Origin of the sequence: Nocardioides sp., assembly GCF_047602075.1 — a bacterium.
In the GTDB taxonomy this organism is placed as follows: Bacteria; Actinomycetota; Actinomycetes; order Propionibacteriales; family Nocardioidaceae; genus Nocardioides.
The window spans coordinates 18,230-33,326 of record NZ_JASGIF010000001.1 but is presented as its reverse complement, the minus strand read 5'-3'; the positions used below and the strand labels follow the sequence as shown (position 1 = coordinate 33,326).

Here is a 15,097-nt window from a genome sequence, read left to right as displayed (position 1 = left end):
GAGGTGCGGCCGTGGTCACCCCCGACGACATCGCGGTAGAGCTCGGCCGCCCTCTCCTCGACCCGGGCACACTGGCGATCGAGCAGTGGGAGCAGTGGATCGCCGATGCCCGGATGCTCATCGAGGCCAGGCTGGGAGACCTGGCCGCGCTCAACCAGGATCGGCTCGACTACGTCGTACGACAGGCTGTCGCCGCCCACATTCGCCATCCCGATGACGCCACCCAAGTGGCCGTCAGCGTCGATGACGGGTCGGTCTCCCGCAGCTACCGCTCGGGGCGGGGCAGGATCACCATCCTCGACGAGTGGTGGGATCTGCTGTCACCCAAGTCCAACAGCGGGGCCTTCTCCATCGTCCCGGCCGGGTCGGGTACCTGTCATGCAGATGTCTGCTCGGCCAACACCTACGTGGACGGCAACGGCGCCATCATGTTCGGCGGCGCCTACTGCTCGTGCGGCGCAGAAGTGGCCGGGTACCCACTGTACGAGGCCGAGGCGTGAGCATCCGCGACGCACTCACGCACGCGCTCCCTGAATTGCGCGCCCGGGCCGAGTCGCTGATGACCCTCACCCTCGCCTGGCACGAGCCCAACGGCTGGACCACCGGCACCGACAAGCAGGTCCCCGCCTTCACTCCCCGCGGCACCACACCCGGCAAGTTGCAGGGCTCGGCGGGCTCGGACTCCACCACCCGCTGGGTCTCGGTCGGCGGCGTGGAGCGGCCCATCCTGCAAGCGGGCCTGCACATCCCCGCCGATGGCCTGGTGCCCGGCATCGACTGGGAGGCCGAGGTCACTGCCGTGGGCGACCTGGCCGACACCGCCCTGCTGGGTCGCCGCTACCGGGTGACCGGGCTCTCACTCGAAATCGTTCGCCACAGCTCGGCGCCTCGATGTGGTCGAGGTGACTCCCGAGGTGACACCGTGACGCAAGAGGCCGACATCCTCGCCGTCATCATCCCGGTCTGCCAGTCCGCGCTCGGCACCGTGCCCGTCCTGACCCCGACCGAGGTCAAGAATGTTCGACCTGCCCCACCGGCCGACTACCTGCAAGTCTCAGTCGACCAGCGTCCCGGCGGCGATGCCCGCCTGGACCCGGGCGCCTCGATCTCGCGGTGGCGGCTGCTGCTGCGCGGCGTCGGCGCGACCGAGCGCAACGCCCAGGACTTCCTCTCCAAGGTCACCCGCGCCTTGGAGTACCGGCAACTGGTCGTCGGCACCACGTCGACGACCCCCATCGAGCTTGAGACCAGTTCAGGCGTCGGCGAGGACGACGACCGCTGGTCCGGCTTGCGCACGTTGACCTTCACTCTCTGACCCTCCCGAGGAGCCCCGATGTTCGAGTCGTTCGTTCGCGTCCGCACGCCCGAGGGAGCCGAGTACTCCATGCGCGAGGGCAGCCCGGTCCCCGAGGGCTGCCAGGTGCTCAAGGGCACCCCCGCTACTCGCCCGGACGGCACGCCGTTGCCGCCGACCTACCCCGAGAAGCACGGCCAGAAGGCCGAGTCCAAGAAGGAGAACGACTGATGGCCGCACCTGTCCGCCCGACGCCGAGCAAGGCGTACGGCACCGAGAAGATCATCTTCTGCCCAACCCAGACCCTCAGCGTCGCCACGTTGACCGGCGCGACCGCGCTGGACGTGACGAAGATGTTCTTCGAGTCCTCGGCTCGCCCGGACGCGACCGCCAACATGGTCGAGTCGCCGCCCCGTGTGGGTGACATCGAGTCCTACGAGTTCGTGGGCGCCACGAAGTGGACCCTCGGCGAGGTCCGGTACTCCTACAACCCGCAGGGTGCCGCGCTGTCGGACGGCGTGAAGGCGTTCGAGAAGTTCCCGGCCGGAACCACCGGCTACCTGTACTTCCGCGGCGGCCTCAACCGCGACACCGACCTGGCGACCGGTCAGTTCGCCGAGGAGTACCCCGTCGAGTTCGGTCCGCAGGTCATCACCAAGGAAGGTGACGGCGAGGGCGCGGAGTGGGCGGTCAAGCAGGGTGTGGCGGTCACTGGTGCCCCTCGCCTGAAGCAGACTCTGGCCGCCTGACATGGGCTTCTTCCGCGGCGACGCCTCCGAGGTCTACGCGCTGGCGTCCGACCTCGCGCAGATCGGCGCGGAGTCGGTGCCCGCGATGCGTGGCGTGATCGACGACGCCGGTCAGGCGCTCGCCAAGGAGTGGCAGTCCAACGCCCGGGCAACCTCCGGTGCCCACGGCGTGCACTACCCGGACAGCATCAGCGCCGAGCTCGTGTTCGGGATGACCAACATCGCGGTCGATGTCGGCCCGGAGGCGGCTCTGCCGCAGGGCTCGATGGGCCGCGGCTTCGAATACGGGAGCATCAATTCGCCCCCACACCTGGATGGACTCAGGGCGCTCGACGGCATGCAGGGCCGGGTCGAGCGGATGACCGACGCCGCGATCGGCCACCTGTTCGGCTGACCAAACCCCCCGGCCGCGTTGGCGAGACGCGGCCGGGGTCTCGCCAACACTCGCCAGGAGTAACCGATGGCCCGCACTCGCAGCCTGCTGCTGATGACCGGCGACTACGCCGAACGCCTGACCGCGCTGTACGTGGCGGCACAGAACGCGGCCAACGACGACACCCCGACCCGCATCGGTGAGTCGCCGTACGCCGACCTGCGCGAGGAGTACGACGCCCTCAAGGCCGAGGCTGAGGAGAACGGCATCCGCGTCGTCATGGAGGCCGTCAACCGCAAGGTGTGGCGCGACCTCAAGGCCAAGCACCCGGCGCGCACCGAGCACCCCGACCCCGAGGTGCTCAAGGGCGACCGGATGGCCGGGGTGAACACCGAGACCGTCGAGGACGACCTTGTCTACGCCTCGCTGCGGACCCCGGAGTTCGCCAGCCGCGCCGCCTATGACGAGTGGGCCGACGGGCTGTCCGAGGGCGACTTCCAGACCGTGCTGGCCGCTGCATGGGAGTTGGCCAACGGGTCGCGATTCGACCCAAAATCGCTGCCCGCCTCGCCGACCCGGAGCGTCTCTTCGAGCTGAGCACCGCGAAGGCGTGGGGCTATGGGATCGAGGAGTGGGAGGCACTCCCAGACGAGAAGCGCGACGAGCTGTTGGAGTACGAGCGGCAGATCTGTCCCCGCTGCGGCAACCTGCGCTCGGTCTGCTCCAACCCGGATGTGCCGTGGTATCCGCAGCGGTCGATGTGCTACGCCACTGGGGCGCGTGAGCTGACCCTGAGGCGGCTGCACAAGAAGCACAAGGACCCCGGCACCGACGCAATGGCCCCGACCGACGGCATGACGGTGTGGATGTCGCGCGACGACCTCAGCCCGGACGACGAGTTCGTCTAGTTGCCCGTGACCTTGAGGTCTATCAGCGTTGATGCCTCGCCGTCGTGCTCAACGAGACAGCGGTAGCGATTGCGGATCATCGCGCCGAACGAGTTCTCGGAGTCCACGCTCCCGGTGACTTCATAGCGCGTCTCGCCATTCGGCTCCACGACCTCGTCTGAGAACTTCGCCGACGAAGGCGACTTGAGCCGGTCCTTCACCCAGTCGCGACAAGCGACCTTGGCGTAACCGCTGGCGTCGCCATCGTCACCCGCCACCGAGGCCCAGGCGAAGCACCCCCCGATTAAGAGCACCGGCAAGAGGACGGCCCAGAGCAGGCAGCCGCTCCCACCCTTGGCGGTCGGTTCGGGCTGCAACTCATCGCTCACGACCTCGTCATCCATGCGCGAACGGTACTCCGAGAGGCGGTGGCTCGTGGCAGATCGCACGGTCGTCTACCGCCTTCAGGCGGAGATCTCGCAGTTCAAGGCCCAGATGACGCAGGCCAGCGCATCTGTGCGCAAGGCCGCCGACGACATGACGGCCAGCAGCAAGTCGAGCAAGACGTGGCGTGCCGGGCTGGAAGAGGCCGGAAAGACGGCCGGGAAGGTCGGCCTCGTTGCTGCCGCCGGGCTCGGCGCAGCCATCCTCAAGGCCGCCAACTTCGACGAGGCCATGTCGCATGTCCAGGCGGCGACCCACGAGACCGCAGATACCATGGGGCAACTGCGCGACGCTGCCCTTGAGGCTGGCCAGCGCACCGTCTACTCGGCCACCGAAGCGGCCGGCGCCATCGAGGAGCTTGCCAAGGCAGGCGTATCCACCAGAGACATCCTCGGCGGCGGGCTCGACGGCGCTCTGGATCTCGCGGCGGCGGGCACGCTCGACGTCGGCCAGGCGGCCGAGATCGCCGCCTCGGCGATGAATCAGTTCGGGCTTGAAGGAACCCAGGTGCCGCACATCGCCGACCTGCTCGCCGCCGCGGCCGGCAAGGCGCAGGGCGAGGTGTCCGACATGGGCCAGGCGCTCGGCAACGTCGGCACCATCGCCTCCCAGATGGGTCTCTCGATCGAGGAGACCACCGGCGCGCTCGCTTCGTTCGCCTCGGCAGGGCTGATAGGTGCCGAGGCCGGGACAGCGTTTAAGTCATTCTTGCTGCACCTCCAGCCGACCACCAAGGCGGCGGCAGAGGCGATGGAGGACATCGGGTTCAACGCCTACGACGCCACCGGGAAGCTAAAGCCGCTCGACCAGATCGTCGGCCAGCTGAGCACCGGCCTGAACGGGCTCTCCTCCGACCAGGAGCGCGCGGCGGCGATGCAGAAGATCTTCGGCACCTACGCCATCCAGGCCGCGAACATCCTGTCCAACCAGGGCGCCCAGGGCATCCAGGACTGGATCGACAAGGTCAACGACGCCGGTTACGCCTCCGACACTGCGGCGATCAAGCTCGACAACCTCAAGGGCGACCTAGAGCAGCTCGGCGGCGCCCTTGAGACCGCGTTAATCGGAACGGGTAGCGGCTCCCAGGGGATGCTCCGCAATCTGACGCAGGGACTGACGGACGTCGTCAATGCCTACAACAAGTTGCCACAGGGCGCGCAGTCGTCCGTGGCGGCGACTCTCGGCGCAACCGCCGCCCTCGGCGGTGGCCTATGGGTCTTCTCCAAGGTCGTCCAGAGCGCCGCCAATACTCGGAAGGCGCTCGACGACCTTGGTATCGGCGCAGACCGAGTCACTGGCGCATTCAAGAAGATGTCCATCGCCGGCGGGGCGGTCGCCACGATCTTGGCCGTCGAGCAGGCGATGGCTGCGCTGGCTCGTACCGCCGACAAGGCTGCGCCCGCGACGGAGAAGCTTCACTCGCAACCTGCTCGACCTCGACAACGCCAAGGGTCTCTCAGGTGTCGCCAGCGATCTGGGTGACTTGCGGGGCGCGATGGACGCACTGGCCGACCCGGGCTTGGCTGCCAAGATCGGAAGTGTCTACGACAAGCTCCCGGGCGGCGGCGCTTTTGCCGACACCTTCATTCCTGGCGTGCGTGGGGTACGTGCTGAGGCGCGGGACGCCAAGACGGAGATCGACGCGCTGGATCAAGCACTGGCGAACATCGTCACCCAAGGCTCGCCAGAGAAGGCCGCCGAGGTGTTCGACCAGCTCGCCCAGGCGTATGGCCTGACTGCGGACGAGCAAGCCGAGCTCCGCAAACTGCTGCCGGGATACCAGTCCGCTATCGACGGTGCGGCGAACAGCGCGACTCTCAATGCGGACGCGACCGACAAAATGGGCAATGCCACGGACCGCGCCGCCAAGAAGGCCGACCGCGCCGCGAAGGCACTAGCAGCCTCCCGCAAGGCAGCCAACGAGACCGCTACCTCGTTCTTCGGCCTGGGCGACAAGGTCAACAAGGCCGGGGTCTCCCTCGGTGCCTGGTTGCGCGACCTGGAGAAGCAGGCGAAGGCGCTGCGGGACTTCCGGATCAACGCACAGAAGGCCGCCAAGCAGGGCCTCGACGAGGGACTGATCGCCTCACTGCAGGCGGCCGGTCCTGAGGGCGCGCTGCGGATGCGGCAATTGGCGAACGCGACGGACGCCGAGATCAAGCGGGCCAACAAGGCGTGGCGCGAGGGCCAGCGAGAGATCCAGGCGTACACCGACGCGGTGGGCGGCGTGCCGTCGAAGGCGACGACGAAGGTCGAGGCGCAGACCGCGGGCGCTATGTCCGGCATCAACGCCGTGGAGTACCGGCTCAACTCGCTGCCGAACTACAAGCGGGTCACCATCGAGGTCCGCACCGTCCGCACCGGCAGCGACGGCGCGGGCGGGCCTCGTGAGACCTATGCGACCGGCGGCTACGTGTCCGGCCCCGGCAGCGCGACCAGCGACTCCATCCACGCCCGCCTGTCCAACGGCGAGTACGTCGTCAACGCCGCCGCGACCGCCCGCCACCGCTCGCTGTTGGAGGCCATCAATGCTCACGCCTACGCGGGTGGCGGCCACGTCAGCCACGGAGGTGGCAGCAGGGTGCCGGACCTGCCGTCGAACCACGACATCGAGCGTGCGGTGACCCGGGTGCTGGACCGAGCCCAAATCCGGCTAGTCGGGGCGGACGCGGGGCAGAAGGCGTACTTGATGACCGGGAAGGTGTGAGCAGGTGGCGCACTCGATCGCGTTCGTGGACTCGGTGTCGGCCTCCCCGACGACACGGCTGGACCTGAACACGGCGTCCCTGCGGTGCACGGCGTTCGACTGCCCGCCGCCGCAGCTGAAGCAGGCGGTGGCGGACAACATGATGACCGACGGCGGCGAGGTGTCCGCGTCGGCCTACGGGCTGCGGCAGCTGCGCTTCGAACACGAGCTGGTCCAGTCCACCGAGGACGCCTGGGCGGCGGCGTGGCAGTCGCTGGCGCGCGAGCTGGACCGCGAGACGAACATCATCCGGTACTTGCCGGACGGCGCAACCTCGCCGGTGTTCTTCAAGACTTGCCGCGGAAACGTCACCGACCTGTATCAGCAGATCGCCTATCGCAAGCGCCGCGTGCTCACCTTCGACCTGCTCGCCGAGCCGTTCGCCCTCGGCGTCCGAGAGTCGATCTCGGTCGGCACGGTCACCACCGCGCAGGGACTGTTCGACGTAGGGTCCGCCTCGATCAAGGGTGACGTCGAGGCGCCGTTCGTGATGGTCGACGCGACGCCGCATTCGGGATTCTCGCCCGCGACCGGGAACGCCAAACTGCGCTGGACGCTGGCCCGCACCACCCGTGACGCATCCTCCAATCCGGTGATGACCACCTGTGGCGGCATGACGCTCGGCACCAACACCACCGTCTCCTCGACGTCGGCGCTGGTGAGCTTCGCCAACACCTCATCGGCCACCAGGGTCACCTGGACGCCATCGGGGACCACTGCCGCAGCGATGCGCGGCAAGTACCGGCTGATGATCGGCGCCCGCGGCAACGCGGTCACCTCGTCGGCGACGCTGACGGTCTCGGTGTCCTACGGGTCAGCGTCGGTAGCGTCGGCGAGCGCAGACGAGGTGACCAAGTCGATGTCGCCGCTAGGCCAGCAAAGCTGGCTGATCGACTGCGGCATCGTCGGCTTCGACGCGCCGGACGCCATGACGCTCGCACCCCGCATCGAGATCGCTGCCGCGGTGAGCAATGTGACGTACTCGCGGACCCTGTATCTCGACTGGCTTTGGCTGGTCCCGGTCGACGAGTCCTGCGCGACAGCCGGCGCGACCTTCCTGCCCTCGGGCTACATGCCGGGCGGCGGATCGTATCCGACATCAAGCCCGCTGGTGTTCGACGGCGAGGCTGACGACGGGTCGGGGTCGGTGTATATCGCCTCCTCGGCGTCGCTGTGGTCCTCGGCCACTCCGGTGCTGCCGGGGTGGGTCACCTACACCGGCGCCCTGCCCCGGCTGCGACCCGGCGTCGACAACCGCTTCGCCTACATGCGCTACGCCTCGGGGATCACCGGGACGCCTCCTGTCGCGGAGTTCGCCTCGGGGTCGGGCGCCATCACGCTCTACTACCACCCGCGCTACCTGTACGTGCGACCGGCGACCACATGACGCTCAATGTCCCGCTGACCGTCCGCGTCGGAGACCGCCACATCACCCGCCAGCTCAAAGACCTGTCGCTCCGCAAGGAGGCGGTCGGCGGCGTGCAGTCCATCACGCTGGGGCTGTCGGCGCGGCTGGACTCGATGGCGGTCAGCCCCCTGGACCGGGTCTATGTCTACGACGCCCGGACCGCGGAGGTGGTCGCTGAGGGTCGCGTCGCCGACCCCGGCCGGACTGCCGACGCCGACGGGCAGACGTGGACGATGACAGCGTTCGGGCCAGCCCAGCACGCCTCGGACCTGATCCAGCCGCTCATCTACGTCGACCAGTCCATCAGTGACGGGTGGCGACGCGCGAACCGCCTCGCCAACGTGTCCGGGGAGATCGACCGGACATCCAAGCCGGGATCTAGCAGCGACTCGGCGCCGGAGTGCATCGTGTGCCGCTGGCCCCGCAACTCTTATGCTCCGGGCCAGGCGGCGCTGACGATGCGCTACGAGCGGCTACAGCAGTCGGGGCAGAAGCTGGCTCGCTACTCGCTGTCCTGGGACGGCGGCAGATCCGACTCTGACTACAGGGTCCAGATCATCCCGCTGACCGACGGCACCACCGGGTCGGCGTCGCTCAACGCCGCGCTCGGCAACACGGTGTCGGCCGTGACCGGCGTGGTGGTCACCGACTGGACCAATGGCCGCAACACCCTCGACGTGTCACTGCTGTGCAACAACGCGTCCGGCACCGGCGCGCAGCAGACTGACGACCGGTGCTGGGTGGCGTTCTACTACCCGATCCTCCGCGCGATGCTGCTCGACCAAACGGGCGCCGACATCACCACCGGCTACAGCGCCGACTACGTGCTGGCCCACGAGGTGGTCACCGACGTCCTGGCGCGGGTACTCACCCAGTTCGACGGCGCGAACGCCAGCATCGCCACCACCGGCACCTATCAGATCGACCAGCTCGCCTACCCCGATGGCGTCTCCGCGGCAGAGTTGCTCGACGACGTGATGGAGCTGGAGCCCGGCTACTACTGGACGACCGGGCCGAGCAACAGCTCCGGCCTGTACGCCTTCGCCTGGCAGCAGTGGCCGACCACGGTGCGCTACGAGGCCACCTTGGAGGACGGCGGCGACTTCCCGGTCAGCACCCAAGAGCTGTACAACCAGGTCACGGTCCGGTGGGTCAACCGCAAGGGCTCGCGGCGTACGACGCTGCGCACTGGCTCCTGCCCCATCCTCGACGCGCAGGGCATCATCCGCCGCGCCAGCATCGACGTGGCCGACGAGCTGGGCAGCAGCAATGCGGCTGTCCGCATCGGTGACAACTTCCTGGCCGAGCACCAGTACCCGGCCAATGCGGGCACCCTGACGATCGCCCGCCCGATCCGCGACCTGAGCACTGGGCGGATGGTCGAGCCGCACGAGATCGAGCCTGCCGAGCTGATCCGAGTCCGTGGCGTGGAGTCCTACCCGGACTCCCTCAATGCTTCCAGCAGCGACGGGCAGAGCGTCTTCCGGGTCTGGGCACTGAACTACACCGCCGACTCGCACTCGGCGCAGCTGGAACTCGACACCTACCCGCGCACCACGGCAGCAGCCCTGGCGCGTCTGCATCGGCGGAGGAGGCGTAAGCGTTGACCCTCGCTGTCGCCCGCGATCTCGGCGCCCTCGTCGTCTCGCTGTCGGTCCTGCTCGGCATCGCCTGGCGCTTCGTGATCATCCCCAACCTGCGCCGCGAGTTCGGGCAGCCGATCGCCGAGGCCCACCAGGTGGTACGGCGCATCGAGCACGAGGTGTCTGACAACGGCAACAAGGACCCGGACAACCCGACACTCAAGGACTACCTGTCCCAGCTTGCCGCCCGGCTCGACGCCTTCGACGAGCGGATGCAGGCACAGGAGGCGGTCTCGGCCGAGCGGGCCACGGTGCTAGAGCAGATGTCGGGCGCCACTGAGCAGTTGGCAGGCGAGGTCCATCGACACCTGACCTGGTCGGAGGACTACGTGGAGCGTGCCGACAAGCGCTCCGACCGCCAGGAGCAGCGCCTCGCCGACTTGGAGCGGGGGTCGGAATGACCATCTTCTCTGCCGCGATGCTCAATCTCGGCCCGGGCTCCCCGTCTCGTCTGCAGCGTCTCCTCGGTGATCAGCGCGGACGTGTGTCGCTGTGGTGTCTGCAGGAGGGCTCGGACTGGTGGGGTCGCCGTGATCTGGGCGGCATCGCCAAGCGGGTCGGGCTGGACGTGATGCGCGGCACGGGGCGCACGGGGCAGCTGGCGACGCCGCTGCTGTACGACCCGGACGTGTGGGACCTGGTCCGCGCGTGGGACCGGCTGCTGCTCGGCAGGGTCGAGGACGGCAAGGTGCATCGCCTCTACGCCGGACCCGGTGCCGGCGGGACATGGCTCAAGCCCAAGTGGCTGATTGGCGCTCGGCTGCGGCACCGGGAGACGGGCTTCCCTCTGCGTGTCGCGTCGGCGCACTGGCCCGCGTCGCAGTACATGCCGCGTCGTGCTGTGCTGGCGCGGCGGATGAGCGAGCAGGTCGCCGGCGAGGCTGACTTGTACCAGCGGGCGCTCGTCTTGGTGGGCGCCGACACCAACGCCAAGCCCGATGCCCGCACGCTCGCGCCGCTGCGACACAAGGGCTGGCACCTGACCCAAGCGCAGACACCGCGGCCGATCGGCACTCACGGCCGCCGCCCGATCGACGGGTTCGCCTGGCGGGAGGGGCATCACGGGCGCGCGGAGTTCCTGGCCGCCGACACGCTCGACGGCATCGGGTCGGACCACCTGCCCTATGTGGCGACGTGGCGCATCAAGGAGGACAAGTGAGCACCACCGTGTCCGGCTGGCCCGTGCTGACCAGCAACCGCACCACCGGGGCACTTCCCCGGCTCCGGAAGTGGGTCGTTCCCGGCGCCAGCCGACACCTCTACCTCCGCGACGGGTCGGCCGGCTTCCTCCTCGTCCACCTTGCGCTGTGGTGGCACCAGAGGGTGGAGCGGCTCGACCTCGGCGTCTGGGACGACTGGGGCTGGGCCGTCCGCGCCGTCCGCGGACAGACGTCCGGCTACTCCAACCACGCCGGCGGCATCGCCGCAGACCTCAACGCCACCAGGCACCCGCGCGGCGTACCCACGCGCAGCACCCTGACCGACGCGCAGATCGCCGCGGTCCACAAGCGGCTGCGGCTCTACAAGGGCCTCATCATCTGGGGCGGCGACTGGCCCAGTCCGGGCGGCTCGGGCGTCACCGACGCCATGCACTTCGAGCTCGGCAACTACTCCCGCTTCGACGACATCGAGGTCCTCGCTCGTCGGCTCACCAAGAGCCCGCGAGGGAAGCGAATCCTGGCCGCCAATCCCGGCGCCCTGGCTGTCATCAACTCCTAGGAGACCCACCATGAAGAAGTACCTGCTCGCCATCGCGGAACGCGCCACCAAGACGGCAGCGCAGGCCGCGCTCGGCCTGATCGGCACCAATGCCGTCGGCCTCACCGACGTCGACTGGCAGCAGGCAGGCTCCGCGGCCGCGCTGGCAGCGATCTCGTCGGTGCTCATGTCGGTGGCCGCGATCAAGTTCACCAAGAGCGACGGCCCGGCCGCGTTCGGCCCGGAGAGCGTGGACTGACCCTCGTGGCCTACGTCGACTACACCGGCTGCACGGTCCGCTGCCAGGTCCGCCCCTACGCCTCGTCGGAGACGGTGCTCGACACCATTCCGGCGTCGGTGGACGGCGACGGCCACATCGTGTTGTCGGCGTCTGCTGAGCAGGCGCAGGACTGGGCGGGGTATGCGGCCTCGACGGTGTACGACGTGGAGGTCACCTGGCCGTCCGGCCGCGTGGAGACCATCCTGGCTGGCCGGTTCGCGCCGAAGACCGATGTGAGCAGGAGCGCGTGATGGGGCTGCCCGGCAAGTACGACTTCGCGCCCTACGTGGGCGACACCTTCGACCGCCTCATCCGCGTCATCGAGGGCGGCGGCGTGGAGGTCGTCGGGGACGGGCAGGTCACCACGGTCGAGGTCGGCGTCGTCGGGCCACAGGGACCTCAGGGACCCGCAGGCGCGGGCGAGGCCACGGCATCGGACATCACCTACGACGCCACTGCGTCGGGGCTCGCGGCCGAGGATGTGCAGGCGGCGATCGACGAGGTGGCAGCGGGTGGCGGCGCAGGTGGCGGCGGCGAGACCCCGCTGACCGGCTTCGCGCTCACCTCGACCAGTGAGACCACGCTCGACAGCAGCGACATCTACCCGATCGGCTCCATCGACGGCACCGTCTACGGCCGCCACCCCTCCGCCGGCCGCATCTACACCACAGCCGACGACGGCGGCACGTGGACCCTGCTCACCACGGCCGCGTCCCCGTACGCCCTGCTGCCCACCGGCGGCGGCGAGGTCCTCTCCGTCGAGGGCTCCATCATCAAGCGGTCAACCGGCTGGGCCGACGACCCGGCCACCGCGACCTTCGCGACCGTCGCGACCGCCAACGGCTCGTCCGCGTTCATCGCCTCCACCGTCGCCACCTGGGGCGACTTCGCGATCGCCGCGGAGTACGCCGTCCCCCGCACCGACGCCCGCTACGTCAAGGTCTCCACCGACAACGGGCAGACGTGGACCAACGTCCGCGACCTCAACACCATGCACCCCGGCCAGGAGACCGAGACCCACTGGCACGCCGTCGCCATCGACGGCTTCCACGACGAGGACACCCCTCGGCTGTGGGCCTCCCACGGCGACGGACCCCGCGGCGTCTACTACTCCGACGACCTCGGCTCCACCTGGACCCAGTACGCCGACGACTGGCAGCCCATGCCGCTGGCCGCCACCGCCAACGGCATCGTCACCAGCACCGACGCCAACGACCCAGACGGGATCTGGCTCATCGGCCGCGACCTCGGCGACCGGCAGCTCATCGCACGCATCCCCGCCCCGTTCTGGGCCGGCGCCCTCCTCGGCTTCGGCACCGCCGCCTACACCGACCCGGCGACCGGCATCGTCTACATCGCCCACCGCGCAGACCAGCAGACCTACTTCACCGCGGGTCGCCCGGCACTCCTGCTCGCCACAGACGGCTACAAGGCCGACATCATCTACGCCACCGAGGGCACTGGCACTGTCGGCATCGCGGAGTCCGTGACCTTCGACTCGCTGCCCGCGATCAGCGCCACCGGCAGGCTGGTCGTCTCCTACACCGACGCGACCGCGCGGCACCTGGTGGTCGGCACGCCCCGCCGCGCCGCCCGCACAGTCACCGAGATCGACCCGGGCAACGCGCTCACCGGTCAGTCCGAGGACCGCTACAGCATCGGTATCGGCCCCGGCGTCGTCGCGCGGCTCGGCAACGTCCTGATCGGCCCTCTGGCCGGCGCGGAGCTCGACGACACCGACGCCGAGACCGTCCTGATCGGCGGCGAGACCCTCGGCGGGAACCGGTCCACCGGCATCGGGCACCAGGCGTCAGCCACCGACCACTGCGTCGCCATCGGCTACACCGCCGCCTCCGATACCGAGTCGGTCGCCATCGGCTCCCAGGCCGACGCCACCGGAACCACCTCAGTCGCCATCGGACGCTCGGTCACCGCATCCGGGTCCAACGCCGTGGTCGTCGGCAAGGGCGCCACCGGCACCGCGCAGGGAGCGACCTCGGTCGGCAACAACGCCCACGCCACCGGCCAGGACTCCACCGCCCTCGGCTCCAACCCGACCGCGAGCAACTACGCCACCGTGGCGATCGGCGACTGGGGCACCCTCGCCGACGGCAACTCGGCCGTTGCCATCGGCGAGTCCGCCACGTCGTCCGGGCTCCGGTCGGTCGCACTCGGGGCACTCGCAGACGCCGACCACACCGACTCCGTGGTGCTCGGCAAGGGCGCCAGCAGCGCCGCCAACCAGGTGACCGTCGGCGCCAAGCACATCGAGCTGACCGAGACCTCCGACCCCGACGCGCCCGCAGCCGACAACGGCCGCCTATACCTCAAGGACGACGGCGCCGGGAACACCGTCCTGTGCCTGCGCACATCGGCAGGCGTGAGGGCCGTGGGTATCCCCGCCACCGCGAGCCTCGACGCCGACACCGACCAGATCACATCCCTGACCATCGTCGACGACGGCACCGCCACCAGCGGCTGGCCCAACCGGTGGGAGTGGCTGTACAAGCCCCTCGCCGGGGTCGCCAAGCTCGTGCAGTGGGTCAACGAGTACGGCGAGCTGCGCCTCATCCCCGCCAAGTCCAACACCGTCGCGCTCCGCATCTTCGGCCGCACCGCCCCCGCCGACACCGCGCACACCGGCCCCGTCTTCGAGATCCAGGACAACCGCACCGACCGCAACACCGTGTTCGCCGTGGACGAGACCGGCACCGTCACCGCCGCCAACATCGGCGCGATGGTGCTCGTCCTCGGGGCAGGCGACACCGTGCCCGCCGACACCCCGGCCGGGACCGTGATCTTGAGGACGTCGTGACCCTCAGCACCCCCGCACTGCTGATCGAGGGCAGCTCCAACACGGCCGCAGCCGCCTACACCACGGCCTCCGTCACCCCCGCCGCCGACGAGCGCGTCGTACTGTTCGTCGCGTCCTCCAAGTCCTCGGCGGGCGCCCTCTGCCCGACCGGAGTCACCCACGGCGCAATGGGCGCACTGACCAAGATCTGCGACCAGGCGATCGGCAACACCAACGTATGGCTCTCCGCATGGACCGGCGTCGGGACCGGCACCGCGGGAACCTTCGTCGTCACCCACGCCTCCGCGATGGGCAACTGCCTGTGGCAGGGCGTCACCGTCGCCTCCGACCTGGGCACCGCGATCATCTGGCAGTCCGCCGTCGCCGCAGCCGTCACTGCGGGCACCCAGGGCGCCACCCTCGCCGCCACCCCGGACGCCGCCGCCTGCGTCCTCGCCGCCTACGGGTACAACAACATCGCCGCCGGGCAGACCGCTGGCAGCGGATACACCCTCATCGGCAGCAGGCTGACCGGCTCGTCCCCGGCCGTGTCGATGCAGAGCGAGTACGACGCGACGACCCCACCGGCCTACGCCTCGTTCGGCTTCTCCAACTCCTCCGGCAAGGCCATCGCCGCCATCGAGGTCCGCGACCCCGCCGCCGCCGCTGCCGCCTGGTCGCTGTGGGACGGCACCACCGAGGAGCCGCTCACCCTCGACGGCACCTGGGACGGCACCACCATCCAGACGCTCGACTACGACACCGTCACCACCTAGGAGCA

At 69.4% G+C, this 15,097-nt stretch carries 19 protein-coding genes; 18 read left to right on the top strand and 1 reads right to left on the bottom strand.

The window, feature by feature from the left end; translation table 11 throughout:
- The first annotated feature begins 11 nt into the window (after positions 1-11).
- The 7 genes from QM714_RS00260 to QM714_RS00230 all read left to right on the top strand — a co-directional run bounded on the left by QM714_RS00260 (position 12) and on the right by QM714_RS00230 (position 3,324).
- Positions 12-500, top strand: a complete 489-nt coding sequence (locus QM714_RS00260) for a hypothetical protein (RefSeq protein ID WP_415096460.1) — start codon at positions 12-14, stop codon at positions 498-500.
- Positions 497-1,315, top strand: a complete 819-nt coding sequence (locus tag QM714_RS00255) for a DUF6093 family protein (protein WP_415096458.1) — start codon at positions 497-499, stop codon at positions 1,313-1,315. The genes QM714_RS00260 and QM714_RS00255 overlap by 4 nt, the downstream gene beginning before the upstream one ends.
- A gap of 18 nt (positions 1,316-1,333) precedes the next feature.
- Positions 1,334-1,525: a hypothetical protein gene (locus QM714_RS00250; protein ID WP_415096456.1), complete on the top strand. Its 192-nt coding sequence runs from the start codon at positions 1,334-1,336 to the stop codon at positions 1,523-1,525.
- Positions 1,525-2,043 (top strand): hypothetical protein, encoded by a 519-nt coding sequence (locus QM714_RS00245; RefSeq protein WP_415096454.1) that lies wholly within the window; start codon positions 1,525-1,527, stop codon positions 2,041-2,043. Before QM714_RS00250 ends, QM714_RS00245 begins: the two co-directional genes overlap by 1 nt.
- Position 2,044: 1 nt before the next feature.
- Entirely contained in the window at positions 2,045-2,437 is a 393-nt protein-coding gene (locus QM714_RS00240) for a hypothetical protein (RefSeq protein ID WP_415096452.1), read from the top strand.
- A gap of 66 nt (positions 2,438-2,503) precedes the next feature.
- On the top strand, positions 2,504-3,013 hold the full coding sequence (locus tag QM714_RS00235; RefSeq protein ID WP_415096450.1) for a hypothetical protein: 510 nt from the start codon (positions 2,504-2,506) through the stop codon (positions 3,011-3,013).
- Positions 2,935-3,324, top strand: coding sequence for a hypothetical protein (locus QM714_RS00230; RefSeq protein ID WP_415096448.1), 390 nt, complete (start codon positions 2,935-2,937; stop codon positions 3,322-3,324). Before QM714_RS00235 ends, QM714_RS00230 begins: the two co-directional genes overlap by 79 nt.
- On the opposite strand, the gene QM714_RS00225 is transcribed toward QM714_RS00230, so the two are convergent.
- The gene (locus QM714_RS00225) at positions 3,321-3,707 is read right to left on the bottom strand and encodes a hypothetical protein (RefSeq protein WP_415096446.1); all 387 of its coding nucleotides are present in this window, start codon (positions 3,705-3,707) and stop codon (positions 3,321-3,323) included. The genes QM714_RS00230 and QM714_RS00225 overlap by 4 nt on opposite strands.
- Positions 3,708-3,738: 31 nt before the next feature.
- On the opposite strand from QM714_RS00225, the gene QM714_RS00220 reads away from it, so the two are divergent.
- From QM714_RS00220 to QM714_RS00170, 11 genes are read left to right on the top strand one after another with little or no spacing between them, the layout of a single operon-like run.
- Positions 3,739-5,229 (top strand): phage tail tape measure protein, encoded by a 1,491-nt coding sequence (locus tag QM714_RS00220; RefSeq protein WP_415096444.1) that lies wholly within the window; start codon positions 3,739-3,741, stop codon positions 5,227-5,229.
- 13 nt (positions 5,230-5,242) lie between these two features.
- Positions 5,243-6,454: a hypothetical protein gene (locus tag QM714_RS00215; protein ID WP_415096442.1), complete on the top strand. Its 1,212-nt coding sequence runs from the start codon at positions 5,243-5,245 to the stop codon at positions 6,452-6,454.
- Between the two features lie 4 nt (positions 6,455-6,458).
- Positions 6,459-7,880: a hypothetical protein gene (locus QM714_RS00210; protein ID WP_415096440.1), complete on the top strand. Its 1,422-nt coding sequence runs from the start codon at positions 6,459-6,461 to the stop codon at positions 7,878-7,880.
- Positions 7,877-9,508: a hypothetical protein gene (locus QM714_RS00205; protein ID WP_415096438.1), complete on the top strand. Its 1,632-nt coding sequence runs from the start codon at positions 7,877-7,879 to the stop codon at positions 9,506-9,508. Before QM714_RS00210 ends, QM714_RS00205 begins: the two co-directional genes overlap by 4 nt.
- Positions 9,505-9,945 (top strand): hypothetical protein, encoded by a 441-nt coding sequence (locus QM714_RS00200; protein ID WP_415096436.1) that lies wholly within the window; start codon positions 9,505-9,507, stop codon positions 9,943-9,945. Before QM714_RS00205 ends, QM714_RS00200 begins: the two co-directional genes overlap by 4 nt.
- Positions 9,942-10,703 carry a hypothetical protein gene (locus QM714_RS00195; protein WP_415096434.1) on the top strand — a complete coding sequence of 254 codons (762 nt, stop codon included), beginning with the start codon at positions 9,942-9,944 and terminating at the stop codon, positions 10,701-10,703. The genes QM714_RS00200 and QM714_RS00195 overlap by 4 nt, the downstream gene beginning before the upstream one ends.
- Complete coding sequence (locus QM714_RS00190; RefSeq protein WP_415096432.1) at positions 10,700-11,263, top strand: M15 family metallopeptidase; 564 nt, start codon at positions 10,700-10,702, stop codon at positions 11,261-11,263. The genes QM714_RS00195 and QM714_RS00190 overlap by 4 nt, the downstream gene beginning before the upstream one ends.
- A 10-nt stretch (positions 11,264-11,273) precedes the next feature.
- Positions 11,274-11,501 (top strand): holin, encoded by a 228-nt coding sequence (locus QM714_RS00185; RefSeq protein WP_415096430.1) that lies wholly within the window; start codon positions 11,274-11,276, stop codon positions 11,499-11,501.
- A 5-nt stretch (positions 11,502-11,506) separates the two neighbouring features.
- The gene (locus QM714_RS00180; protein WP_415096428.1) at positions 11,507-11,773 is read left to right on the top strand and encodes a hypothetical protein; all 267 of its coding nucleotides are present in this window, start codon (positions 11,507-11,509) and stop codon (positions 11,771-11,773) included.
- Positions 11,773-14,337, top strand: coding sequence for a hypothetical protein (locus QM714_RS00175; protein WP_415096426.1), 2,565 nt, complete (start codon positions 11,773-11,775; stop codon positions 14,335-14,337). Before QM714_RS00180 ends, QM714_RS00175 begins: the two co-directional genes overlap by 1 nt.
- The gene (locus tag QM714_RS00170) at positions 14,334-15,092 is read left to right on the top strand and encodes a hypothetical protein (protein WP_415096424.1); all 759 of its coding nucleotides are present in this window, start codon (positions 14,334-14,336) and stop codon (positions 15,090-15,092) included. Before QM714_RS00175 ends, QM714_RS00170 begins: the two co-directional genes overlap by 4 nt.
- Positions 15,093-15,097 lie beyond the last annotated feature (5 nt).